Here is a 24,541-nt window from a genome sequence, read left to right as displayed (position 1 = left end):
CGAGCCGAAACGATATGCTCGCCCCGATGGATGCCCGTCGCCCTGCCAGCCGGCCGTCAACCGCGCGCGCACGCCTGCGCGCGTTGACGTGGCTGGTTGCCTGCGCCGCCGCGGGTACGCCGCTGCAGGCGCACGAACGCAGTCACTACTTCGCGTCGCTCGCCGCGAACGACCAGCTCGCGCAGGGCACGGTCAACAGCGTGCTGCAGGACCGCAGCGGCCTGCTCTGGATCGCCACCCAAGGCGGCCTGCACCGCTATGACGGTCACGAAGTCGTGCTCTATCAGCATCAGGCCGACGTGGCCGGCACCCTGCCGGAGAGCTTCGTCACCGCCCTCGCCGAGACCGCGGACGGGCGCTTCTTCGTGGGTACCAGCCGACGCGGCGTGGTCGAGTTCGAACGTGGCCACGGCCGCTTCGTTCCGGTGGCGACCCCGCGGGATGGTGCAGCGGCGCGCGACACAGTGACCGCACTCGCTGCCGACCTCGACGACAACCTGTGGATCGGCTCGCAGTTCGGCCTGGAGCGCGTTGATCGCGGCGGCCGCCGCCACGACGTGCTGAAGCTCGAAGGCAACCGCTTCCGCATGTTGCGGCAAATCGCGCTGTGTCGCGATGGCGGCTTGTTGGTGGCGTCCGGGGTCGGTGCCTACCAGGTCGCCCGCGGTTCGCTCGAGGTGGCGGCACTGGACACCACAGTCACCGGCACCGACCTGTCTGCAGCGTACTGTGCCGGCGATGGCACGCGCTGGCTGGCCGGCGCCGGGGTGCTGTATCGCGTCGCCACGGGCCGCGCCGAGGTCGGCTGGCGACCGCCCGCAGATTGGCCGCGCGGCAGCATCGCGGACATCGCCGAGGACAGCTCTGGCCACCTGTGGCTGGCCCTGCAAGGCGCCGGACTGGCGCGCGTCGACCCGCGCACCGGATCAGCCTTGCTGTTGCGCAGCGACGCCCACATCGCCGGCAGCCTGCCCGAGAACTCGTTGCGCGATCTGTTCGTCGACCGTTCCGGCCTGCTCTGGGTCGGCAGCGATCTGCAGGGACTCGCCTACACCGACCCCGTCGGCGCGAAGTTCACCTACCTCTACGACACCGAGGCCGGCGAGCGCGAGGTGGATGCCAACAATGTGCGCTCCCTGCTCGCCGACGGCGACCATGCATTGTGGATCGGCAGCGAAGGCGACGGTCTGCGCCACTACGACCTGGCACAGCGGCGCTTCGACTCGCACCACGCCGAGCTTGCCGCGCTGCTGGCACCCGGCGAGGCCCAGGTGCGTGTCCGCGTCAACGCCCTGGCCAACGCCGGTAGCGGCGCACTGTGGGTGGCTACGCATCGCGGCATGCTGCACTACGACCCGGAGACACGCAGCGGGCGCGTCCTCGCAGTCGCACCGGAGCGCGCCACCGCACTGCCGGACGCGGACGTGCGCGCGCTCGCCACCAGTCCCGACGGCTCGCTCTGGATCGGCACGCTGAATGGCGGATTGGTGCGCTATGAGCCGGCACGCGAACGCTGGGAGCGCTTTCCGGCGGCCAGCGCCGACAGCGCGGCAGGACTCTGGCATCCGAGCGTGATGGCGCTGCACGAGGACCGCAGCGGGCGCGTCTGGATCGGAACGCTGGGCGGCCTCAATGTCTACGAGCGCGCCACCGGACGACTGCACAAGATCGCCGCGCGCAACGGCGACAACCAGGGACTGGCTGGCGATCGCGTACGCAGCATCCTAGAAGCCGGCAACGGCGAGATCTGGATCGGCACCCACAACGGCCTCAACCGTCTGTTGTCCTATGAGAACGGACAGGCGCACTTCCGCGCCTACCTGATCTCGGACGGGCTCGCCAACGACACCATCTACAGTCTGCTCGATGATACCAACGGCCGCATCTGGGCGAGCACCAACCGCGGCATCAGCGTGCTCGACCCCGCGCGCGATGAGGTCCGCAACTTCCTGACGCGCGACGGTCTGCAGGGTCTCGAATTCAACGGCGGCGCGCAGGTGCGGCTCGCCGACGGCCGTCTGGTGTTCGGCGGCACGCACGGCTTGAACTGGCTGCTTCCACAAGCCATGGAGGCAAGCCGCTTCGAACCGTCGCTGGCCTTCACTTCGATCCAGATCGGCAGCGAACGTCGGCGCATCGACGACCCCCGACATTTCCCCGAGATCCGCCTGACCGCTCAGGACCGCGTGCTCATGCTCGGCGTGGCTGCGCTCGATTTCGCGGCCCCCGAGCACAACCGCTATCGCTACCGTCTGCTCGGCTACGACGAGCAGTGGATCGACCTCGGTACACGGCGCGAAGTGGCACTGACCAACCTCGCCCCCGGCAGCTACGAACTGCAAGTACTCGGCAGCAATCGCGACGGTCACTACAGCACGACCCCGCTCAGCGCGCACATCACCGTCACGCCGGCATGGTGGCAGACCACACTCGCGCGCGTGGGCGCCACCCTACTGATGCTGCTGGCGGTGCTCGGTTATGTCGTGCACCGGCGCCGCTCGCTGCAACGACTGCAAGCGCAACACGACCAGCTCAAGCTCTACAGCGACCGTCTTTCGCTGGCGCTGTGGGCCAGCCGCGACGGTTTCTGGGACTGGGATATCCGCAGCGACCGCATGTTCCTGTCCGGTCCCGAGGAGTTCCTCGGCGGCGAACGCGAGACCGAAATCGCGGGCGACTTCTGGCGCAACCGCGTGGTGCACGCCGAAGACCGCGAGCGGGTGATGGCCGCGCTGCAGGCGCACATCGACGGCAAACGCGATCACTACGAGTGCGAATACCGCGTGTACACGCACGACCACCGTCACACCTGGATCGTGGCGCGCGGTCGCGCCACCGAGCGCGACAGCGACGGCACCATCATTCGCGTCGCCGGCACCTTCCGCGACGTGAGCGTCGAGCGCGAGCGCGACCGCGACCGCCGCATCGCCCACGAAGTGATCCGCAGCATGAGCGAAGCGGTCTGTGTCACCGGCCTCGACTTCCGCTTCACCTCGGTAAACGGCGCTTTCTCGCGCATCACCGGCTACGCCGACCACGAGGTCATCGGCGTCGAGGCCGGCATCCTCGACAGCGACCAGCACCCACGCGAGTTCTATCAGGAACTGCGCCACACCATGATCGCGCGCGGTCACTGGAGCGGCGAACTGTGGCAACGACGCAAGGACGGCGAACAATTCCTGTCGTGGCTCGAGATCAGCGAGATCCGCGACGCCGGTGGCGAGCGCACGCATTGGGTGGCGGTGGTCAGCGACATCACCGACCGCAAGCGCGCCGAACAGGAACTGCGCTACCTCGCCAACTACGACACCCTCACCGGCCTGCCCAACCGCACCCTGCTCAGCGAACGCCTGGCGCACGCGTTGATCCGCGCACGCCGTCTCGGCACCAAGGTCGCGGTGCTGTTCCTCGATCTCGACCGCTTCAAGCACGTCAACGACTCGATGGGCCACGCCGCCGGCGACCGACTGCTCAAGGCGGCGGCCGCGCGCATCGTCACCAGCGTGCGCGAAACCGACACCGTCGCCCGGCTCGGCGGCGACGAGTTCACCATCCTGCTCGAAGACCTGCCGGACGCGGCGGAAGCCGAACGGGTCGCGCAGGCAATGCTGGTCACCTTCGGGTCACCGCTTGAGATCGACGGCCGCCAGGAAGTGGTGATCACGCCCTCGATCGGCATCAGCCTGTATCCCGAGCATGGCCAGTTGCCGACCGACCTGCTCAAGCACGCCGACACCGCGATGTACCACGCCAAGGAACGCGGTCGGAACACCTACCAGGTCTACGACGACGCGATGGACACGCGCGTGCGCCTGCGCGCCAACCTCGCCAGCCAGTTGCAGCGGGCGATGGAGCGCAAGGAACTGTCGCTGGTGTTCCAACCGAAGATGGCGCTGCGTGAGAGTCGCATCATCGGCGCCGAGGCATTGCTGCGCTGGACCAATGGCACGCTCGGCTCGATTCCGCCGAGCACCTTCATTCCGATCGCCGAAGAGACCGGCCTCATCGTGCCGATCGGCGATTGGGTGCTGCGCGAGGCCTGCCGCCAGATCGGGCGTTGGAGCGAAGCCGGGCTGAGCATGCACACGATCGCGGTGAATGTTTCGGCGCTGCAGTTGTTCCGCGGTGATCTGGTGCGGCGCCTGCGCGAGATCCTCGCCGAGATGCGAGTGCCGGCGCACCGGCTGGAACTGGAGCTGACCGAGTCGATGCTGATGGCCAATCCGGAGCAGTCGATCGCCACCCTTACCCAGATCAAGGCGCTCGGCGTACACCTTTCGGTCGACGATTTCGGCACCGGCTACTCCTCGCTCGCGTACCTCAAGCGCCTGCCGATCGACACCCTCAAGATCGACAAGACCTTCGTCGGTGACCTGACCACCGACCCGGACGACGAAGCCATCGTCTCGACCGTGATCATGATGGCGCACTCGCTCGGGCTCGACGTGATCGCCGAGGGCGTCGAAACCAATGACCAGCTGCGCTACCTGACCGAGCAGAAGTGCGACGAAGTTCAGGGAAATCTGATCAGTGCGCCGCTGGATGCCGAGCGCATCCTGCAATTCCTGCTCGACCGCCACGACCTCGGCGCCCGGCGCGGCCGCGAGCGCAGCCTGCCCGCACCCAGCGATTGACCCCGCTTTCGCCTTTGCCCTAACGTCCAGCCATGGAAACCTCGCCGACCCGCGAAGAACTCAAGGCCATCGCCGCCCGTGTCGATCAGTTGATCGCGCTGTGCCAGCGACTGACCGATGAAAACCGCAGTCTGCGCCAGACCCAGGAAGCGATGGTCGGCGAACGCGCCAACCTGCTGGCCAAGAACGAACAGGCACGCTCGCGCGTCGAAGCGATGATCGCGCGCCTGAAGTCGCTGGAGCAGAACCCATGAGCGCCGAACCGGTCTCGGTGTCGATCCTCGACCGCGAGTATCTGGTCGCGTGCCCTCCCGACGAACGCGACGGCCTGCGCGCTGCCGCAAGCCTGCTCGACGGCCGCCTGCGCGAGCTGCGCAACGCTGCCCGCAACGCCACGCCTGAGCGTATCGCCGTGCTCGCCGCGCTCAACCTCGCGCACGAATTGCTGCAGGTGCGTTCGCGCTCGGGCGCGAGCAACCATGTCGTCGATGCCGAGCTCGCCGCGCTGCGCATCCGGCTTGATGCCGCACTCGGCAGCCTGCACAATACCCGCGCACCGTAACTGTCGTGTCGATGCACGGGCCTATTGCCTTGTCCCGTACACAAACCCCGGGAACGCAGAGTTCGGTCGGTGTGCAGGTCCGCTACGTGCGGAAAGCCTGAAGACCGACGCGCCTTCCCACCTGATCCTCGGGATCAAGGGTTTGTCCGTGTGCAGGCACGACGTTGCGGTGCAACCATTCTCCACCGTGATCACGGAATCGACGCATGAGCCACGGTGAGCGCGCCGAATTGCGCAAGAACATGCGCGAACGGCGTGTCGCGCTGTCGCCCGGCGAGCGCATTGCCGCCGCTCGCGGTGTCGGCGAACAGCTCGAAGCCCTGCCCGAGTTCCTGACCGATCTTCGCATCGGCGCCTACTGGGCAGTGCGCGGCGAACTGCCGCTGAGCCATGCGTTGCCGCCACTGTTCCGACGCGGCCAGATCGTGCTGCTGCCGGTGCTGGGCAACGCCGGCACCCTGCGCTTCTCGCCCTGGCTGCCGGGGCAGGAACTGGTCGCCAACCGCTTCGGCATTCCCGAGCCCGAGCTCGATCCCGCGAACGAACTCGATCCGCACGCGCTCGATCTGGTGCTGGTGCCACTGCTCGCCTTCGATCGTCGTGGCCATCGCCTCGGCAGCGGCGGCGGCTGGTACGACCGCAGCTTCGCCTACCTCCAGACGCAGCCGCGCCCGGCATCGACCCTGCTGGTCGGCGTCGGCTATGCCGATCAGGAAGTCCCGTCGCTGACGGCGGAAGCGCACGATGTCGCGCTCGACTTCGTGGTCACCGAGCGCGAGTTGATCGACTGCAACGCAACCGTACCGCCCGCGTGAAGCACTGGCTGCTCAAGTCGGAGCCCGACGAATGCTCGATCGAGCAGCTCGCGCGCGTACGCCGCGAGGCCTGGACCGGAGTGCGCAACTACCAGGCACGCAACTACCTGCGCGACGGCATGCAGCTCGGCGACCTGATCTTCTTCTACCACTCCAATTGCGCGACGCCCGGCATCGTCGGGCTGTGCACGGTGGTGCGCCTTGCCTATCCTGATCCGACCCAGTTCGATCCCGGCAGCGATTACTTCGATGCCGCCAGCCGCCACGACGATCCGCGCTGGCTATGCGTCGATGTCGCGTTCCAGCGCAAGCTCAAGCGCACCATCACCCTGCAGGAACTCAAGGCCCTGGACGGGCTCGGCGATTTCGCGCTGACTCGCCGCGGCAACCGCCTGTCGGTGCTGCCGGTGACGGCGGCACAGTGGCAAAAGATTCTTTCCGTGGAGTAACGTGATGAACACCGACAAGGAAACCGAGAAGCGCCTGTCCGCGGAAGCGGCGATCGAACACGTCGAGGACGCCATGATCGTCGGCGTCGGCACCGGCTCGACCGTGGCCTATTTCATCGACGCGCTCGGCCGCATCCAGTCGCGCATCGACGGCGCGGTGTCGAGCAGCGAGCAGAGCACCGCGAGGCTCAGGGCACTCGGTATCCAGGTGCTCGACCTGAACCACACCGGCGACCTCGCGCTCTATGTCGACGGCGCCGACGAATGCGATCCGCACAATCGCCTGATCAAGGGCGGCGGCGCGGCGCTGACGCGCGAGAAGATCATCGCTAGCGCGTCGAAGAAGTTCGTCTGCCTGATCGACGCCGCCAAGCAGGTGAACGTGCTCGGCAAGTTCCCGCTGCCGGTGGAAGTGATCCCGATGGCCCGCAGCTACGTCGCACGCCAGATCGTCAAGCTCGGCGGCCAGCCGGTGTGGCGCGACAATGTGGTCACCGACAACGGCAACTGCATCCTCGACGTGCACAACCTCAGCATCACCGACCCGGTCAAGCTCGAAGCGGAGCTCAACCAGATCGTCGGCGTGGTCTGCAACGGCCTGTTCGCCCGCCGCGGCGCCGATGTCGTGATCGTCGGCGGCAAGACCCGGTGATTCCCGCTCTGTGGGTCCGAACTTGTTCGTTTCAGTCATCGAGGCCAAGAGCGTCCGGATGAATCCGGACCCACATGAATCCGGACCCACATGAATCCGGACCCACATGAATCCGGACCCACACAGATCCGGACCCGCTCTTTGTGGGTCCGAACTTGTTCGGACGCTTTCTGGTCATCGAGGCCAAGAGCGTTCGGCGCCCTCAGGTGGCCTTCTGCGCCTGCTTCATCATCGCCGCCAGGCCGCCCTGCAAGGCATAGGCCTCGAAGCCGACTTTGCCGAGGATGAAGGCCGCCGCCGCGCTGCGCTCGCCGGTATTGCAGTACACGATCACGGCGCGGGTACGATCGAGTTCGTCGATGCGGTCGCGTAGCGCCAGCAGCGGGATCGACAGCGCGCCCTTGATCGCGGCCTCGTCGAACTCCTCCTGGGTGCGCACGTCGACCACCTGCGCGCCGTTGCGCGACAGTTCCGAGGCCTTGGCCGGATTCACCCAGTCAACCACTGGCGGCGTCAGGATTTCGGCGAAATCCTTGGTCGCCAAGCGCATCAGCTTGCCATCGGTCTTCATCGACACGGTCGCATTGCGCACCGACTTGGTCAGCAGCGCGTCTTCGCCGAAGGTATCGCCGCGCACCAGATAGGCGACCACGGCTTCGTTGCCGTCCACCTGCTTCGAAACCTGCGCCGAACCTTCCTTGAGCACGTAGAAATAGTCGGCCTCGTCGCCCTCGCGCACGATGATCTGGCCCTTGATCGCGATCACCTCTTCCAGGCGCTGGAACAATCGCTCGACGGCGCCAGTCGGCATCTTGTGCAGGGCTCGGTTGTGCAACAGGCGGAACACCCAGCGGTTGCCGCCCGGGTCTTCGGCGTAATGGCGGAAGTTCGGCAGCTTGGTCAGCTGGTCGAACACCATCACCTTTTCGGCGTAGCGCCGGTCGAGGCGAAGCAGGGTCGCGGTCAGCGACTCGACGGTCGCGGTGAAGCGCCGCGGCTGCAGGTCGCCGAGCGCGTAACGCCCCTGCAGGGAGTTGCCATCGGTGCTCTTGGTCTTGCCATCGGGATAGTCGCCACGCACCACGCCGGCGGTGACGTACAGGGTGTGGTCGTCGGTATCCCCGGCCCGAAACAGCACCGCGCCCTTGCCGACCTCGGTCAGTTCGGCTTCCTTGGCCAGCTGCTCGATGCACTCGGTACCGAGCTTGTCGAGCGGATAGAACTTCGCCAGCAGCGAGGCATCGACCGCCATCGGGCGCTCCTTGTCTTCAGTCAAGTGATGCCCCGAGTGTAGACGCAGGCCCCGGCGCGCGAAAGCCGCCGTCAGCTCCCCAACCGCGACAATTCGCCCTAGCGGCGGTGGTCCCCGGTCACGCGCAGGACACCTGGACCCGCCCGCGCAGCGACTTGGGTTGGCGGCTGCTACAGTGTACCTACACGTCATAGCTACATCGTGGTGCAGCCAATGAAGACAGCCAAGTTGTTCACGTCCGGCGGCTCCCAAGCCGTGCGGCTGCCGCGCGAGTTCCGCATGCCCGGCGATCAGGTACGCATTTCCCGGGAGGGTTCCCGCGTCGTGCTCGAGGCGATCGCGCCCGCCGCGACCGCCCTCGTTGAAGCGCTCGCCAAGTTCTCGGACGACATGTTCGCCGAGGGTCGCCAGCAACCCGGAATGCAGAAGCGGCGGAGTCTCTGATGCGCTTTCTGCTCGACACGAACATCTGCATCTACGCGATGAAGGCGCGTCCGCCGGCGGTGGCCAAGCGGTTCGCGGAAGTGCGCAGCAGCGATCTCGCGATTTCCAGCGTCACCGTCTACGAACTCTGGTACGGCGTGCAGCGCAGCCAGGCGCTGGCGCGCAACAGCGAGGCCCTGCGTGAATTTCTCGCTCCGCTGCGGCAACTGGAGTTCGACGCCGACGACGCCGCGGTCTGCGCCAGGATCCGCGCCGTGCTCGACGCCAAGGGCACGCCGGTCGGCCCGTACGACCTGCAAATCGCCGCGCAAGCCTTACGCCGCAAACTGACCCTGGTCACCCACGACACCGCCGAATTCAAGCGCATCCCCGGACTGAAGATCGCGGACTGGACTTGATCCACTCCGGCGGGAACGGCTGTACAGGTGAGGCGAAGCTCAGAATCCCGAGCCCGGCTGCTTCAGGAATTCGATCTCTTCGGCGCTCGATTCGCGGCCGAGGATGGCATTGCGGTGCGGATAGCGACCGAAGCGGTCGATGATCGCCTTGTGCTTCAGTTCGAACTCGTGATTCGCCGGCGCGTGCTCGCGAAACAGACGCTCGGCCTCGACGTGGATCACGTTCGATTCGCTATGCATGTACGACATCAACAGGAACGCACGCTGCGGCGGCTCGAGCTGCAGATGCGCCCCCGCTGCGACTGCCTCCTGCGCCAGCACGAGCGCGACCGGATCGCACGCAAACGCTTCGCGCGTGCCGCGGAACATGTTCCGCGAGAACTGATCGAGCAGGATGATCTCGGCCAGGCGCCCGTGCGCCGTTCGGCGCCACCCGAACAACTCGCCGCTCGCTGCCCTGGCGTGCAGCGCCAGAAACCGCTCGCGGATCAGCGCATCGAACGCCGGATCAACCCGCCACCACTGCGCCGGATCGATCTCGCGGAACCAGAAGTCGAGGACCGCTTCGCGCGACTGGTCCACAGGGTCAGCCAGCCAACTTCACCAGTTCTTCGAGCGTCTCGAAGTAGCGCCGGTGCGTCTTGCGGATGTGCGCTTCGGTCGGCGCTTGCAGCATGACCACCTCGCGAACCCGGCCGGCACCGTGGTATTCCAGCTCCAGCGCCAACCGCTTCGCCCGCGCTGCAACGCCCTGATCGGCCTCGAATGCCGTCATCGACACAAGCTTGCCCGCCCCGCGGTCATAGTCAATCAGGAAGTACATCGCATCACCTCGCTTGCCGCGACGATACAACCAAGTCGGGAAGCATGCCGAGCAAGTACCGCAACTGCGGGAAGCTCTCGCCAACCACGGCATAACCGCACCGCAACCTCGCCGGCAGTTCCGCCTCCCGCACGCGGTCCGCAACGGCGTTCGGAGACGCGAGCATCTGCAATCGCTCGATCTCGGCCACGAACTCGGAAAGCCTCGTCAGCAGCGCGCTGATCTCGGGCGGTCCGCCGCCATACTTGACCTCGATGCCGTGCAAGTCCGCCAGGAGTTCGCTGCATTGCGCCCACAGGTCCTGTAGCTCGGTCCGAAGTTGGATCTCCACGTGCTGCTCATCGACGTGCTGCACCACGAGATGGATCGCGCGGTAGCCATCGCTGGGCTTGGCCCGACGGTCGTGAACCTCTGCTCCCGGAAACCTGGACAGCAGCGATTCCAGCAATTGCCGCTGCTGCATCGGCCCCTCTACGACCAGCCGGCAACCCGCGATGTCCTGCATCTGGCTCAAACGCGTCGACTGCCGCCGGAGCTTCTCGATGATGCTCTGATTCGATTTCGGCCGCCCGACAGGTGTGAGTCGAGTGCATTCTTCGACTTCACGTAGCGTGGTTTCCAAGGCCACTTCATGGGAGTTGCGATACTCCGAGAGCGTGCGCAAGTCATCGTCGCTCGCGCCAGACCAGGAGTCGCTCGCCGAGCTTGTTGATCTGCGACTTGGAGAGCGGCCCACCCATGCTCACACCCCCATTGGATTCGCCTTGTCGGTGTCGATGCCATAGAGCTTGATCGCCTTGGCGATGTCGGAGCGCTTGAGTTTGCCTTCGTCGGCGAGGGCACTGATTGCGGCGTGGGCGATCCAGTGGCGGTCGACTTCGAAGAAGCGGCGCAGGTTGGCGCGGGTGTCGGAGCGGCCGAAGCCGTCGGTGCCGAGCACGGTGTAGCTCATGCCCCTGGGCAGGTAGGCGCGCACCTGGTCGGCGTATTGGCGCACGTAGTCGGTGGCGGCAATGGCCGGGCCGTCGCGGCCTTCGAGCTGGCGCGTGATCCAGGCCTTGCGCGGCTCGGCTTCCGGATGCAGGCGATTCCAGCGTTCGACGTCGGCGCCGTCGCGGCGCAGTTCGTTGTAGCTCGGGCAGCTATGGATGTCAGACTTGACGCCGAAGTCGCGCTCCAGCAACTCGGCGGCGGCGATCGCCTCGCGCAGGATGGTGCCCGAACCCATCAGCTGCACGCGCAGCTCGTTCTTCTTCGCCTTGCCCGCATCCCGCAGCAGGTACATGCCGCGGATGATGCCTTCGGCCGCGCCTTCCGGCATCTCCGGATGGGTGTAGTTCTCGTTGACCAGGGTGATGTAGTAGTAGCCGTCTTCCTGCTCGGTGAGCATGCGCCGCATGCCGTCTTGCAGGATCACCGCCACTTCGAACGCGAAGGTCGGGTCGTAGCTCTTGCAGTTCGGAATGGCCGACGCGAGCAGGTGCGAATGGCCGTCCTCGTGCTGCAGGCCTTCGCCGTTGAGCGTGGTGCGGCCGCTGGTGGCGCCGAGCAGGAAACCGCGCGCGCGCATGTCGCCGGCGAGCCAGGCGAGATCGCCGACGCGCTGCATGCCGAACATCGAGTAGAAGATGAAGAACGGCAGCATCGGCAGATTGTTGGTGCTGTAACTGGTCGCGGCCGCGAGCCACGAGCACATCGCTCCGGCTTCGGTGATGCCTTCCTGCAGCACCTGGCCCGCGGCGTCTTCGCGGTAGTACATCAGCTGGTCGGCATCGACCGGCTTGTACAACTGGCCGAACGGCGCATAGATGCCGATCTGGCGGAACAGGCCTTCCATGCCGAAGGTGCGCGCCTCGTCGGCGACGATCGGCACCACGCGCGGACCGACCGCCTTGTCGCGCAACACCAGATTCAGCGCCTGCACGAAGGCCATTGTGGTCGAGATTTCGCGCTCGCCCGAGGACTTCAACAGGCGCTCGAAACTGGCGAGCTCCGGCACCGGCAGTGACTCGTCGGCCCTGCGTCGGCGCTGTGGCAGCGAGCCACCGAGCGCGGCACGACGCGACTTCATGTACTGCACTTCCGGCGAGTCTTCGCCCGGGTGATAGAACGGCACCGATTCCAGATCCTCGTCCTTGATCGGCAACTTGAAGCGATCGCGGAAGTGACGGATGGAATCGGTATCCATCTTCTTCTGCTGGTGGGTGATGTTCTGCGCCTCGCCGGCCTCGCCCATGCCGTAGCCCTTGACGGTCTTGGCCAGAATCACGGTCGGCATGCCCTTCTGGGTCGAGGCGACATGGTAGGCGGCGTAGATCTTGTGCGGATCATGGCCGCCGCGATTGAGGTGCCAGATATCGTCGTCCGAGAGATTGGCCACCATCGCCTTGGTCTCCGGGTATTTCCCGAAGAAATGCTCGCGTGTGTAGGCGCCGCCGAAGGCCTTGTAGTTCTGGTACTCGCCATCGACGGTCTCGTTCATCAGCTTGCGCAGCACGCCGTTCGGATCACGCTGCAACAGCGCATCCCAGTGACTGCCCCAGATCACCTTGAGCGCGTTCCAGCCGGCGCCGCGGAACACGCCTTCGAGTTCCTGGATGATCTTGCCGTTGCCGCGCACCGGACCATCGAGCCGCTGCAGATTGCAGTTGACGACGAACACCAGATTGTCGAGCTTCTCGCGCCCGGCGAGCGCGATCGCACCCAGCGACTCGGGCTCGTCGGATTCGCCATCGCCCATGAAGCACCAGACCTTGCGGTCGGACTCGGGCATCAGCCCGCGATGTTCGAGGTACTTGAAGAACCGCGCCTGGTAGATCGCGCTGATCGGACCGAGACCCATCGACACCGTCGGCGCCTGCCAGAAGTCCGGCATCAACCACGGGTGCGGATAACTGGACAGGCCCTGGCCGTCCACTTCCATGCGGTAGCGATCGAGTTGTTCGGCGCTGATGCGTCCTTCGAGGAAAGCGCGCGCATAGATGCCAGGCGAGGAATGGCCCTGGATGCAGATCAAGTCTCCGGGATGCGTCGCGCTCGGGGCACGCCAGAAGTGGTTGAAGCCGACGTCGTACAGGGTCGCGCTCGATGCGAACGAGGAGATGTGGCCGCCGAGTTCGCCGGGCTTGCGGTTGGCGCGCACCACCGTCGCCATCGCATTCCAGCGCAGGATCGAGCGGATGCGCCATTCGAGTGCGGCGTCACCATCCGACTTCGCCTCGCGCGAGGGCGGGATGGTGTTGACGTAGTCGGTCGTCATCGGGAACGGCAGATGGCCGCCGGCACGGCGCGTCTCATCGACCATGCGCTCCATCAGGAAGTGCGCGCGCTCGGCACCGTCACGGCCGATGACGGCGCTGATCGCCTCCATCCACTCGCGCGTCTCGCTGGGGTCGAGGTCGTCGTTCAACAGGTCGTGGATCTGGCTCATGGCTGCTCGCTCCGCGGCCGCGGTGGCCGCTGTCTGGGTTGCAAGCGGCGATGCTAGCGACTTTGCCGCGCCCGCCCCATCCTCGTGCGTTTGAATGCACCAAGAGCGTGCAATGAGTTCGAATGCGTCAGCGCCCGATCAGACTGCGCCGGCAATCGGCGTCGGACTTCATCGCGGCCAAGCCCAAGGCATGATCGAATGGCGGCTTCCAGTAGGCACTGAAACAGGCCTGCGGACAGCAGCCGTCGGCGCTGCCGGCCGCGCAGATCGGGATCGCATGCACGCACCGTTCGAACGAGAAATCGAGCGCCGAACTGCCCTTGCGGCAGGCCTCCACCTGAGCACTGCACTGGGTCACGGCATCGGCCGTCGGCCGCGAGGCGGCCAGCACCGGATCATCGGCGTCGACCACCCCATCTCGGCGCACCAGTCCACTCGCCTCGATCAACGTCTCGGTCGAATCGCCGCCCGGAAAGAACGCGCACACCCGCAGCACGCCATTGCGCCCGATCTCGGCCAACAGGCGCGATGCACCGGCGGAGTTCAGGCGGCCGAAATCCTCGGCCTCCACCGCGCGCGCCTGCGCGGCGGTGATTTGGCTGCGAATCTGGACCAGCCCGGCCCCAGTCGCCTCGACGCGCTCACAAGGAGAGCGGAAGACCACGGCATTGGTGCTGGCGCTGGCACCGCCGCTCAGCTTGGCGTCCGGCTCGGCGCCGCGGGCGCAGGGCGTGTTCGAGACGACCACGCCGCCGTCCTTGCTCTTGCACTTGAAGATGTTGGCGCCAGCACAGTCGGTAGCGGCCAGCAGCAAGGACACGGCGGCCACGAACCAGACCATGGGCGTGCGGGAAAGAATCATTGCGGCAACTCCGGAACCACTGATGGGGTGATTATGCATCGAAGCTCAGTTCGAGACTTCGCCATCCACGCGTGGCGGGAACTGGAGATGGAAGCCGCGTGCCGCCAGGTTGGCCCGCACCACGCCGGCATCCTCGCGCGCCAGGCGGCGGCCAGGGGTCAATTCCACTTCGAGCACGAAGTCGAGCGCACCGAGCGTGGCCGCGATGTTCTCCGGCAATAGCGCGAACGCATCGCGCTCACGCAGATACAGATAGGTGTCGTCACGTTTGCGGCTGCGATAGACGAAACAATGCATGGGTGTTCCTCGCGGGTCGTCCGCCGCGGCCCGGCCAAGGCCGAGACGCGGCGGTGCTTCAGTTCAGTGCTCAGAACGAGATTTGTGCCCCGATGCCGAGGCCGCCATCGCCGCCGCCGGCGAAGTCGAACCACTCGTAGCCGCCGCGCAGCGAGAAGCTGTCGTTCGGGGTCCAGCGCACGCCGGCCTCGAGCATCAAACCGTTATCGGAATCACTGAATGGCTGCGGCCCGGCCACGGTGTTGATCTCGCCGTCGATGTCGGCGGTAAACCAGCCGATCTTGGTGTACGGCGCCCACGCCGCGTCACCGTATTCGTAGAGCAGGCCGAGCGACCAGCCTTCGGATTCGAGATCGAAGCCGAAGTCGGCGAGCGGCCCGAGGCGCGAGCTGCCGAAGTCGTGGTACGCGCCTTCGATCGCGAAGTTCTCGTTCAACCAGACGCCGCCGAACGCGCGCGCGTAAACATCGTTGTCCTCTTCGATCTGCACGCCGACCAGATAAGGGTATTCATCGGCGGAAGGCGCCTGGCGCATGCCGACGCCCGCGTAGTAATCCATGGCCTCGGCGGGCAGGCTGGCGGACAGGGCGAGCAGAACCGCGACTGAGATCGGACGCATGCATGACTCCTTTGCTGGGATGCGCGGCGGGCTCGCTGCGCTGGGGCGATTGTCGGGGCGCACGATGAACCGCCCCGGAACCGCCGCCCACAACGGATGCAGCGGCGACGGGAGTCGCCTCAGCGCGCCTCGGCAAAGCCGACCCGACGGATACCGGCGGCCTTGATCGTACCGAACACGTCGACCACATGTTCGTAGGCGACGCTGTCCGCAGCCGCGATTTCGATGCCCGGCGGCTGCACACGCGTGCCGAGGAAGGCGACCTCGGCGGCGAAGCGCTCGGACGAGATCGCTTGGCCGTCGAACCACAACGCACCATCCGCGGCGATGCCGAGGCGCAGCGGCGCCGTCGGTGGCGGCGGCGGATTCGGCATCGGCTGGGGCAAGGACAGCAGCAGCCGCTGGGTCAGGGTCGGCGCGGTGATCATGAAGATGATCAGCAACACCAGCATGACATCGACCAAGGGGGTGACATTGATCTGGGCGATGGGTGAGGCGTGGTTGGACATGGCGGACTCCTCGCGACCGAAGCGGTCAAGGCGGCCAACGCAGGGCGGCGCCCTGCGGGGTTTGGCGCCACGGCGTAACTTTCTGTTCATCGCCGCCTGCCTACAGTGCGCGCCGACTTCAGGGAGCCTGCCATGCAACGACGCATCCTTCTCGGCGCCACGCTTCTGTTCGCGATCGCTGGCGCCGCATGCGCTGACGAAGCGGCGAGCGAAGATCCGGCCACGCCGCAAATGCAATCGGTCGAAGTCGCCGGGGTGCAGCCGGGACCGAGCCTGTGGCGCATCAGCCGCGGCGAGCACGAGATGTGGATCCTGGGGACGGTGACGCCGGTGCCCAAACGCATGAAGTGGGATTCCAGTGATGTCGCCAGCGTGATCGCGGAATCGCAACTGGTGCTGCGCCCGCCGACCATGGGCTTCAAGGCCGACATCGGCTTCTTCGCTCAGCTCGCGCTGATCCCGAAGCTGTTGTCGGCGCGCAAGAACCCGGGCAAGCAGAAACTCGACGAACTACTGCCGTCGTCCGTCTACGCACGCTGGCAACAGGTGGCCAAGCGCCATCTCGGCTCGACCCGCGCGCTCGACAAGCGCCGCCCGATCTTCGCCGCCCAGGCGCTGTACGAGGAGGCACTGGATGACAGCGGACTCAAGGACAACAGCGGCGTGCTGCCGTTGGTCGAGAAGGCCGCAAAGCGCGCCAAGGTGCCGCTGGAGTCGCCCAGCGTCGTGGTCGAAGTGAAGGACATCAAGGGCCTGATCGCCGACTTCAGCCAGGATTCGCTCGACGACATCGCCTGCTTCGAGAAGACGCTCACCCATGTCGAGCAGGACCTGCCGGTGATGCGCAAGCTCGCCGACGCCTGGGCCGTCGGCGACATCGAAACGCTGCGTGCGACCGTGGTCACCGACAGCTACGACGCCTGCGTGCGCAGCCTGTTCGAGTCACCGAAGCTCGCCAAGTACGGCCTCGCCAACCTGCGCGAGCGCATGCGTAACGCCTGGCTCGTCGCCGCTGAGGCGGCTCTGGCGAAACACCGCTCCACCTTCGCCGTGCTGCCGATGGGCCAACTGCTCCGCCCCGACGGCCTCGCCGCCGAACTCGGCAAGCGCGGCTACCTCGTGGAAGCGCCGGGGCAGGAAAGCGCGGCGACCGAGCCCGCCGCGGCATCAGCGGAGATCTCCGCACCCTGAATCCGGCGCGGCGCAGCGGCCCGTTCGGTCTGAGCCCGCCGAAGACCGATTCCGCGAGCACGCGGATTGTCGAGATGTCGCGGCCGCCCTTCGACTAGCTCAGGGCGAACGGACGACTGTGGTGCGGCGCCTGCGCTATCTGCTCAAGCATGAGCGGCACGCTGCACGGGCACGCCCCGTCGCAACCCCGCGAGCACCACATAGAACGCCGGCACCACGAACAGGGTGAAGACGGTGCCGATGGCGAGGCCACCGACAATGGTCCAGCCGATTTCCTGACGGGCTTCGGCACCGGCGCCGCTGGCGAGCGCCAGCGGCAGTGCCCCGAGCACCATCGCCGCCGTAGTCATCAGGATCGGGCGCAGGCGCAGCACGGCGGCCTCGCGCACCGCATCCAGCAAGGGCTCGCCGCGCTCGCGCAGCTGGTTGGCAAACTCGACGATCAAAATCCCGTGCTTGCTGATCAGCCCGACCAGCGTGATCAGGCCGATCTTCGAATACACGTTCATCGAACCGCCGGTCAGCTTCAGCGTCAGCAGCGCACCGGCGAGCGCGAGCGGCACCGACAGCAGGATCACCACCGGATCGATGAAGCTCTCGAACTGCGCCGCCAGCACCAGATAGATGAAGGCCAGCGCCAGGAAGAACAGGAACAGGGTCGAGTCCTGCACGCGCGCGAACTCGCGCGACTGCCCGGACAGTTCATAGGTGGCGATGTCCTTGGCCACTTCCTTCAGCGACTTCGCGGCGAAGCCAATGGCATCGCCGAGCGCGTAGCCCGGCGCCAGGCCCGCGCCGATTGAGGCCGATCGCAACTTGTTGAAATGATCGAGCTGGCGCGGCGCCACCGACTCGGTGACTTCGAGCAGGTTGGACAGCTGCACCATCTGCCCATCACGACCGCGCACGTAGACCTGGGTCAGCGCTTCCGGGGTCTGGCGCAGGTCCTTCTCCAGTTGCACGGTCACGTCATATTGCTCGGAACCGCGCTTGAAGCGCGTCACCTGGCGCCCGCCCATCAGCGTCTCCAGCGTACGCCCGACATCGCTCACGTCGGCACCGACCGCCGCCGCCTTGTCGCGATCGACGTTGACGCGCAACTCGGGCTTGTTCATCTCGAACTCGGAACGCGGCTGCAGGAAACTCGGGTTGGCGCGCAGCTTCTCGGTCAGCGCCGCCATGATCTCGCCGAGGCGCTCATAACTCTCGGTGGTCTGCACCACCATCTCGAAGTCGCGCGAGTCGAAGCCGCCACCGAGCGCCGCCGGCACCTGCGGGAACGCCATGACCCCCGGGATCTGCATGAAGCGGCCGAACATCTCGTCGGCCAACTCCATCGCCGAACGCTTGCGCTCGCTCCAGTCCTTCAGCGCCGGGAACGAGATCACGTTGTTGGCCGCGGGCCAGCCGACGAACAGGAAGAAGCGATCGACCTCGGGGATCTCGCGGTAGCTCGCCTCGATCATGCGCGCGTAGCGGTCCATGTATTCAAGCGTCGATCCTTCCGGGCCCATGCCGAAGGTGACAACGAAGCCCGGGTCTTCCTTGGGCGCCAGCTCGGACGGCAACCGTGTCTGCGGCAAACCGAGGAACAGGCCGAACGCGGCGATACCGAGCGCCAACGCACCACCGATGACCAGGCCGCGTGCACCGAGCGCCCAGACCAGCGCGCGGCGGTAGAACGCGGTGAGCGCGCCGAGCCAACGCTCGCCGGTCTCGTAGAAGCGGCCGTGACCAGTGCCATGCGCGGCGAGCAGCTTGGAGCACATCATCGGCGACAGCGTCAGCGCGACGAAACCGGAGACGACCACCGCGCCGGCCAGCGTCAGCGCGAACTCGACGAACAGCTTGCCGGTGGCCCCGGCCGAAAACGCCACCGGCACATACACCGCCGCCAGCGTGATGGTCATCGCCACGATCGCGAAACCGATCTCGCGCGCGCCGTCGATCGCGGCCTCGAACGGACGCTTGCCCATTTCGATGTGCCGATGGACGTTCTCCAGCATCACGATGGCATCATCAACGACGAGGCCGATCGCCAGCACCATCGCCAGCAGCGTCAGCGTATTGATCGAGAAGCCGAGCGCGGCCATCAGGATGCAGGCCCCGACCAGCGACACCGGGATCGTCACCAGCGGGATCAGCGTGGCGCGGGCGCTGCGCAGGAACAGGAAGATCACCAGCACCACCAGCAGCACCGCCTCGATCACCGAGGTGTACACCGCCTCGATCGAGGCCTTGATGAAGATGGTCGAGTCATACGCGATTTCGACCTGCATGCCCTCCGGCAGCTGCGCCGAGATGCGTGGCAACTCGGCCTGCAGCGCCGCCGAGATCTCGACCGGGTTCGCGGTGGACATGCGCACGATGCCAAGCGGCACCGCCGGCTTGCCGTTGAAGCGCCCGAGCGAACGCTCATCGCTCGGCCCGAGTTCGATGCGCGCAACGTCGCCAAGCCGCACCAGATAGCCGGGGTCGTCGCGCAACACCACTGCCGCGAATTCCTGCGGCGTGGTCAGATCGGTCTCGGCGAGCACGGTGAACTCGCGCGTGGTGCTCTCGATGCGCCCGGCCGGGATCTCGACGTTCTGCGCACGCAGGGCATCCTCGACATCGGTCGGCGTCAACCCGACCGCAGCCAGACGGTCGCCGTCGATCCAGATGCGCATCGCATACAGCGACGCGAACAGTCGCGCCTCGGCCACCCCGGGAATCGACTGCAGTCGATCCTTGACCTGGCGCCGCGCGACGTCGGCGACTTCGAGTTGCGAGTGGCGGTCGGAGTTGAACGCCAGCCAGATGATCGGCTGCGAGTCGGCCTCCTGCTTGGCCACGATCGGCTCGCGCGCATCGAACGGCAGGAACTGCTTGGCCTGGTTGACGCGGTCGCGCACGTCGGAGGCGGCGCTGTCCGGATCGCGGTCGAGCTTGAACACCACGGTGATGTTGCTGGCCTCGGCAAGCGAGTTCGAAGTGATGAAGTCGACGCCCTCGATGCCGGCGAGCGCATCCTCGATCGGTTTGGTGATCTGCGACTCGATCACCGACGCATTGGCGCCCGGATAGGCGGTGGATACGCTCACCACCGGCGTGTCGATCTTCGGCGTCTGCCGTACCGGCAGGCTCTGGTACGCGACCAGGCCAAGCAGCAGGATCACCAGGTTGATGACGGTGGCGAAGACCGGGCGACGAATGCAGATCTCGGGAAGTTGCACGCGCTCACTCCTTGCGCGGCGCCGGCGTTGCCGGCGGCTTGGCCGCGAGCGGCGCCACCGGCGCGCCCGGGAAGATCTTCATCTGACCGGCGACCACGAATTCGTCCTGCGCGGTCAGGCCGGTCAACACCTCGACGCGGCCGGCACTGCGTTTGCCGATGCGGATCTCGGCCAGTTCGGCCTTGCCCGCTCGCACCAAGTAGACGAACTGCTTGCCGCCCTGCGGCCACAGCGCCTGCTCGGGAATGGTGAGCGCGTTGGCGCGCTCGGCGAGCGCGAGCCGCACGTTGGCGAACTGGCCCGGGCGCAGCTTGCCGCCGGGATTGGCCAGCGTCGCGCGCAGCATCACGCTGCGGGTGGCGACATCGACCTGCGGATCGACCGCGTAGACCTTGCCGATGAACTCCTCGCCGGGAAACGCATCGACTGCGATGCGCACCACTTGTCCGGCCGCGGCGCGCGTCGCCTGTGTCTCCGGGATGCGGAAGTCGAGCTTGAGCGTGTCGGTCTGCGCCAGCGACACCAGCGCGTCGCCGACGTTCACGTACTCGCCGACGCTGACCTGGCGCAGCCCGACTTGTCCCGAGAATGGCGCGCGGATCTCGGTCTTGGCGAGTCGCGTCTGCGACGAGGCCAGCCGCGCCTCGTCGATCGCCAGCGTCGAGCGCTTGGCATCGGCGTCGCTCTGCGCCGCCAACTTGCGCGTGATCAGGTCGGTGACGCGCTCGGCCTCGCGCCGACTCTGCGCCACCGTCGCTTCCCACTCCTGCACTTCGGCGCGTGCGATCGCACCGTCGAGCGTGAACAGCGGGTCGCCACGGCCGATGCGCGCGCCTTCCTCGAAGTGGATCGCCTCGATGCGCCCCGCGACTTCGGGACGCAAGACCACCGCCTCGTTCGCGCGCAGGGTACCGACCGCAGTCGCCTGATCGACCACCGACTCGACCTCGGGCCGCGCGGTTTCGACCGGCGTCGGCGGCATCGACCCGCCCGGGCCTTGCGCCTGGGCCACTGCTGCGGCGCACAGCCAGAGCGCGAGGAACTTGCGTGGATTCGACATACCAGTACCCCGAACGGTGGATCAGCCGCACCCTAGCAGCAGGCCCGTGCAGCGCCCGTGTAACGAAAGTCACAAGGCCCGTTTCAGGCCGAGTCGATCCAGCAACGGGGCAAACGGTGCAGTCGCGAGGTCGATGTTGGCGCCGAAGCCGCAGTCGGCCAGCAACGGCGCATCGAGTTCCTCGCCCAGGGTTGCGACCACTTCATCGGCGAACAGGCAATCGCGATCGACCCGGTTCGCGACCCAGCCGAGGAGTTCGCAGCGGTCGGCGCGGATCGCGATCTCGCTCAGGATGGCGTGGTTGATGCAACCGAGGCGGATGCCGACGACCAGGATCACCGGCAGTCGCAATGCGCGCACCAGATCGGCCTGCATCAGGTGGTCGGAGTACGGGATCGCCCAGCCGCCGGCACCCTCGACCACGATCGCATGCGCGCCGAGCGCCAGTGCCTGGTACGCGGCCAGCAGTGGCGGCAGTTCGATCTCGCGCCCGGCATGCGCTGCGGCCAGGTGCGGAGCAATCGGTTCGGGCAGCGCGTACGGGTTCATCAATGCAAGATCGGGCGTCGGCGTGGTCGAATACGCGCGCAGTCGCTCCGCGTCCTCGCTCACCCACTCCTCGCCCCGACGCACGCAGCCGCTCGCTACCGGCTTGTAGCCGAAAGCCTTGAGCGCGCGGCGACGGATCGCGAGCAACAGCGCACAGCTGACGTGGGTCTTGCCGACGCCGGTGTCGGTGCCGGTGATGAAGCACGAAACCGCGGCGCTCATCGGGGCGGCAACCCTTCCCTGGTCCGCCAATGCCGATGTCCCCAGAGACTCAGCGGGTAGATCAGGAACATCAGGCAATAGGCCATGCCGGGCAGAGAGATCATCCAGCCTCGCTGAAGCACCGGACCGATCAGCAAACTGAGTGCGAACGAAAGCACCGACACCGCGATCGTGATACCCCACAGCAGCATCATCAGTCTCGTGTAAACGCGCTCGTTGGCATCCAGTCCGATTTGCTCCCGCATCTTCCAGGCGTGCCGATACAGGAGCAGCACGACCAAAGACAGGGAGCCGTATGCCACCGCGTAGCTACCGAACATCCATCGCAGATCGTCCACACTGTCGATCACGAATTCAGTCGGCAGCGCACCTGCGGAAATGAAATGAAAAAGGCCACCAAACAACATGCGCAGCGGGTAGACATAGACCAAGACCAGGAACACCAGCAGCAAGGACAGGGTCGTCGAACGACCGTCGTCGAGCCCGTACCAGCGGCTCCAGCGTTCATGTGCGCGCCAGAAACCAGCGAGCAACACGAAACTTGCGGCGAATGCGGGAATGCCTTTGTATGCCGTGACCAACTCCTCGGCACTGCGCGGCAGTCCGTCGAAGGAAATCACCAGCAGTGTCACTGCGAATGCGAACGCCGCATCGACAAACGCCTCGAGCCGCGTCACCTGCGCGCCACGCTCACGAAAACCCTGGGCATTGCGTGGAAGGGAGGATGGGTCGGCGGGCATGCGCAGAGCTTAACCTGCGGCCTGATAAACTGCGCCCCCTCTCACCTGTCGGACCCCGCGCGATGTTTGAAATCTCCTCCGCCGACGGCAGCGACAAACCCGGTGCCTACCGCGAGCTGCTGGAACAAGCGCGCGCAATGATGACGGGCGAGCCGGATCGCATCGCCAATGCCGCGAACTTCTCGGCGCTGCTGTTCCACGCGCTGCCGAACCTGAACTGGTGCGGCTTCTATTTCTTCGATGGCACCGAACTGGTGGTCGGCCCGTTCCAGGGCAAGCCGGCCTGCGTGCGCATCGCGCTCGGCAAGGGTGTCTGCGGCACCGCGGCCTCGACGCGCACGACGCAGCGGGTGGCCGACGTGCACGCGTTCCCCGGGCACATCGCCTGCGACGCCGCCTCCGCATCCGAGATCGTGGTGCCGATGTTCGACGGCCATGGTCACCTGATCGGCGTGTTCGATGTCGACAGCCCGCTGCCAAACCGCTTCGACGAGGCCGACCAGCGCGGCATGGAAGCCCTGGTCGAGGCCTGGATCGAGCACAACGACCCGACCCGCTTCGAGGCCGCCGCATGAGCAGCAAGATCCGCAACGTCGGGCCGAAGTCGGCGGCATGGCTGCGTCAGGTCGGCATCAAGACCGACGACGAGGTGCGAGCCATCGGCTCGCTGGAGGCCTTCATGAAGGTCAAGCGCGCCGGCTTCAAGCCCAGCCTGAACCTGCTCTACGCGCTCGAGGGCGCGGTGCTCGACTGCCACTGGACCGCACTGACCGCCGAACGCAAGGGCGAACTGGTGGCCGAGGCGACAGCACGTGATGCCGGCCTGCCGAAGAAGAACTTCACCTGGTGGCGACAGGCCCACGCCGGCGCCGGCCCGGTGTCCGAGAACGACACCGGCGATCGTCCGGCGCGCGAGGAGCGCGAAGACGACCACGGCGTGCAGGAACTCGGCACGCCCGGGTTTGGCGGGGACGGCGGGCTGGACTCCCATGACTGAGTTGTGGGTTGTCATCGCGGCCAGAGGCCGCTCCCACTGGGCCGGAGGCCGCTCCCACGGGGCCGGAGAGAAGATGTGACGGCGCACGCCCACACCCTGCGCGAGGAGTTCGCGAATGCGCTGACGCACGGGCTGGGCGTGGTCGCGGCACTGTGCGGCTCGTCGGTGCTGATCACGCTCGCCGCGATCCACGGCGACGGCTGGCAACTCGGCAGCGCGATCGTATACGGCATCACCCTGACCCTGCTCTACGCTGCGTCGACGCTGTACCACGCCATCCCGCACCCGAAGGCGAAGGCGCGGCTCAAGGTCTTCGACCACTGCGCGATCTATCTGCTGATCGCCGGCACCTACACCCCGATCGTGCTGATCAGCCTGCGCGCCAGCTGGGGCTGGTGGATGTTCGGAACGATCTGGACGCTGGCCATGCTCGGCGTGATCTTCAAGCTGTTTTTCACCGGCCGCTTCAAGCTGGCCTCGACACTGATCTACGTGGGCATGGGCTGGCTGGTCATCGTCGCGATCAAGCCGATCTTCCAGAACCTCGACAACTGGACGCTCGGCTGGCTGTTCGCCGGCGGCCTGTTCTACACCGGCGGCACCTGGTTCTACATGCACCAGCGCCTGCGTTACGCGCATGCAATCTGGCACGTGTTCGTGTTGCTCGGCAGCCTCAGCCACTACATCGCGGTGATGTCGCTGGTGCTGCGGCCGGCGCCGCACTGAGGCCTGCCAATACAGCACGAGAATTTAGGATTGCGACAGAAAATGCGTTGCTTCCATATGTACATCTGGTAGGGTGGCGTTGGCTCTGAGCGGCA

Annotated in this window: 25 protein-coding genes; 12 read left to right on the top strand and 13 right to left on the bottom strand. The window is 66.4% G+C overall.

Annotated elements, in window-relative coordinates; translation table 11 throughout:
• Nucleotides 1–26: 26 nt before the first annotated feature.
• The 6 genes from IPG63_08850 to rpiA all read left to right on the top strand — a co-directional run bounded on the left by IPG63_08850 (nt 27) and on the right by rpiA (nt 7,112).
• Nucleotides 27–4,634: an EAL domain-containing protein gene (locus IPG63_08850; protein MBK6727350.1), complete on the top strand. Its 4,608-nt coding sequence runs from the start codon at nt 27–29 to the stop codon at nt 4,632–4,634.
• Between the two features lie 32 nt (nt 4,635–4,666).
• Complete coding sequence (locus IPG63_08845; protein MBK6727349.1) at nt 4,667–4,888, top strand: TIGR02449 family protein; 222 nt, start codon at nt 4,667–4,669, stop codon at nt 4,886–4,888.
• Entirely contained in the window at nt 4,885–5,196 is a 312-nt protein-coding gene (locus IPG63_08840) for a cell division protein ZapA (GenBank protein MBK6727348.1), read from the top strand. The genes IPG63_08845 and IPG63_08840 overlap by 4 nt, the downstream gene beginning before the upstream one ends.
• 206 nt (nt 5,197–5,402) lie before the next feature.
• Complete coding sequence (locus IPG63_08835; GenBank protein MBK6727347.1) at nt 5,403–6,011, top strand: 5-formyltetrahydrofolate cyclo-ligase; 609 nt, start codon at nt 5,403–5,405, stop codon at nt 6,009–6,011.
• The gene (locus tag IPG63_08830; protein MBK6727346.1) at nt 6,008–6,460 is read left to right on the top strand and encodes an EVE domain-containing protein; all 453 of its coding nucleotides are present in this window, start codon (nt 6,008–6,010) and stop codon (nt 6,458–6,460) included. The genes IPG63_08835 and IPG63_08830 overlap by 4 nt, the downstream gene beginning before the upstream one ends.
• A gap of 4 nt (nt 6,461–6,464) precedes the next feature.
• Nucleotides 6,465–7,112 (top strand): ribose-5-phosphate isomerase RpiA, encoded by a 648-nt coding sequence (rpiA, locus tag IPG63_08825; GenBank protein ID MBK6727345.1) that lies wholly within the window; start codon nt 6,465–6,467, stop codon nt 7,110–7,112.
• A 202-nt stretch (nt 7,113–7,314) separates the two neighbouring features.
• Here rpiA and IPG63_08820 read toward each other — a convergent pair whose 3' ends face one another.
• Nucleotides 7,315–8,364 (bottom strand): cyclic nucleotide-binding domain-containing protein, encoded by a 1,050-nt coding sequence (locus tag IPG63_08820; protein ID MBK6727344.1) that lies wholly within the window; start codon nt 8,362–8,364, stop codon nt 7,315–7,317.
• Between the two features lie 213 nt (nt 8,365–8,577).
• Here IPG63_08820 and IPG63_08815 point away from each other — a divergent pair, with 213 nt between their 5' ends.
• Nucleotides 8,578–8,808 carry an AbrB/MazE/SpoVT family DNA-binding domain-containing protein gene (locus IPG63_08815; GenBank protein ID MBK6727343.1) on the top strand — a complete coding sequence of 77 codons (231 nt, stop codon included), beginning with the start codon at nt 8,578–8,580 and terminating at the stop codon, nt 8,806–8,808.
• Nucleotides 8,805–9,206, top strand: a complete 402-nt coding sequence (locus tag IPG63_08810; protein ID MBK6727342.1) for a type II toxin-antitoxin system VapC family toxin — start codon at nt 8,805–8,807, stop codon at nt 9,204–9,206. Before IPG63_08815 ends, IPG63_08810 begins: the two co-directional genes overlap by 4 nt.
• Before the next feature lie 39 nt (nt 9,207–9,245).
• Here the strand turns inward: IPG63_08810 and IPG63_08805 are convergent, their stop codons facing one another.
• The 8 genes from IPG63_08805 to IPG63_08770 all read right to left on the bottom strand — a co-directional run bounded on the left by IPG63_08805 (nt 9,246) and on the right by IPG63_08770 (nt 15,746).
• On the bottom strand, nt 9,246–9,788 hold the full coding sequence (locus tag IPG63_08805) for a DUF924 domain-containing protein (GenBank protein MBK6727341.1): 543 nt from the start codon (nt 9,786–9,788) through the stop codon (nt 9,246–9,248).
• Nucleotides 9,789–9,792: 4 nt separating this feature from the next.
• On the bottom strand, nt 9,793–10,029 hold the full coding sequence (locus IPG63_08800) for a hypothetical protein (protein ID MBK6727340.1): 237 nt from the start codon (nt 10,027–10,029) through the stop codon (nt 9,793–9,795).
• A 4-nt stretch (nt 10,030–10,033) separates the two neighbouring features.
• Nucleotides 10,034–10,693: a hypothetical protein gene (locus tag IPG63_08795; GenBank protein ID MBK6727339.1), complete on the bottom strand. Its 660-nt coding sequence runs from the start codon at nt 10,691–10,693 to the stop codon at nt 10,034–10,036.
• A 78-nt stretch (nt 10,694–10,771) separates the two neighbouring features.
• Nucleotides 10,772–13,459, bottom strand: a complete 2,688-nt coding sequence (aceE, locus tag IPG63_08790) for a pyruvate dehydrogenase (acetyl-transferring), homodimeric type (protein ID MBK6727338.1) — start codon at nt 13,457–13,459, stop codon at nt 10,772–10,774.
• 127 nt (nt 13,460–13,586) lie between these two features.
• Nucleotides 13,587–14,321, bottom strand: a complete 735-nt coding sequence (locus IPG63_08785; protein MBK6727337.1) for a DUF4124 domain-containing protein — start codon at nt 14,319–14,321, stop codon at nt 13,587–13,589.
• 45 nt (nt 14,322–14,366) lie between these two features.
• Nucleotides 14,367–14,618 (bottom strand): YcgL domain-containing protein, encoded by a 252-nt coding sequence (locus tag IPG63_08780; protein ID MBK6727336.1) that lies wholly within the window; start codon nt 14,616–14,618, stop codon nt 14,367–14,369.
• Between the two features lie 70 nt (nt 14,619–14,688).
• Nucleotides 14,689–15,237, bottom strand: a complete 549-nt coding sequence (locus tag IPG63_08775) for an outer membrane beta-barrel protein (GenBank protein MBK6727335.1) — start codon at nt 15,235–15,237, stop codon at nt 14,689–14,691.
• 119 nt (nt 15,238–15,356) lie between these two features.
• Complete coding sequence (locus IPG63_08770; protein MBK6727334.1) at nt 15,357–15,746, bottom strand: biopolymer transporter ExbD; 390 nt, start codon at nt 15,744–15,746, stop codon at nt 15,357–15,359.
• 132 nt (nt 15,747–15,878) lie between these two features.
• On the opposite strand from IPG63_08770, the gene IPG63_08765 reads away from it, so the two are divergent.
• On the top strand, nt 15,879–16,937 hold the full coding sequence (locus tag IPG63_08765; GenBank protein ID MBK6727333.1) for a TraB/GumN family protein: 1,059 nt from the start codon (nt 15,879–15,881) through the stop codon (nt 16,935–16,937).
• Between the two features lie 143 nt (nt 16,938–17,080).
• On the opposite strand, the gene IPG63_08760 is transcribed toward IPG63_08765, so the two are convergent.
• The 4 genes from IPG63_08760 to IPG63_08745 form a co-directional block, all read right to left on the bottom strand.
• Nucleotides 17,081–20,152 carry an efflux RND transporter permease subunit gene (locus IPG63_08760; GenBank protein ID MBK6727332.1) on the bottom strand — a complete coding sequence of 1,024 codons (3,072 nt, stop codon included), beginning with the start codon at nt 20,150–20,152 and terminating at the stop codon, nt 17,081–17,083.
• A 4-nt stretch (nt 20,153–20,156) separates the two neighbouring features.
• On the bottom strand, nt 20,157–21,212 hold the full coding sequence (locus IPG63_08755) for an efflux RND transporter periplasmic adaptor subunit (protein MBK6727331.1): 1,056 nt from the start codon (nt 21,210–21,212) through the stop codon (nt 20,157–20,159).
• A gap of 69 nt (nt 21,213–21,281) precedes the next feature.
• On the bottom strand, nt 21,282–21,983 hold the full coding sequence (bioD, locus tag IPG63_08750) for a dethiobiotin synthase (GenBank protein MBK6727330.1): 702 nt from the start codon (nt 21,981–21,983) through the stop codon (nt 21,282–21,284).
• The gene (locus tag IPG63_08745) at nt 21,980–22,723 is read right to left on the bottom strand and encodes a DUF1211 domain-containing protein (GenBank protein MBK6727329.1); all 744 of its coding nucleotides are present in this window, start codon (nt 22,721–22,723) and stop codon (nt 21,980–21,982) included. The genes bioD and IPG63_08745 overlap by 4 nt, the downstream gene beginning before the upstream one ends.
• 62 nt (nt 22,724–22,785) lie before the next feature.
• Here IPG63_08745 and IPG63_08740 point away from each other — a divergent pair, with 62 nt between their 5' ends.
• From IPG63_08740 to IPG63_08730, 3 genes are all read left to right on the top strand, one after another.
• Entirely contained in the window at nt 22,786–23,298 is a 513-nt protein-coding gene (locus tag IPG63_08740) for a GAF domain-containing protein (GenBank protein MBK6727328.1), read from the top strand.
• Nucleotides 23,295–23,720 (top strand): TfoX/Sxy family protein, encoded by a 426-nt coding sequence (locus tag IPG63_08735; GenBank protein ID MBK6727327.1) that lies wholly within the window; start codon nt 23,295–23,297, stop codon nt 23,718–23,720. The genes IPG63_08740 and IPG63_08735 overlap by 4 nt, the downstream gene beginning before the upstream one ends.
• 75 nt (nt 23,721–23,795) lie before the next feature.
• A complete protein-coding gene (locus tag IPG63_08730) occupies nt 23,796–24,446 on the top strand; it encodes a hemolysin III family protein (protein ID MBK6727326.1) in 651 nt (216 codons plus the stop codon).
• Nucleotides 24,447–24,541 lie beyond the last annotated feature (95 nt).

It is taken from the genome of Lysobacterales bacterium (genome assembly GCA_016703225.1).
In the GTDB taxonomy this organism is placed as follows: domain Bacteria; phylum Pseudomonadota; class Gammaproteobacteria; order Xanthomonadales; family Ahniellaceae; genus JADKHK01.
This window is presented reverse-complemented; position numbering and strand designations above follow the sequence as displayed.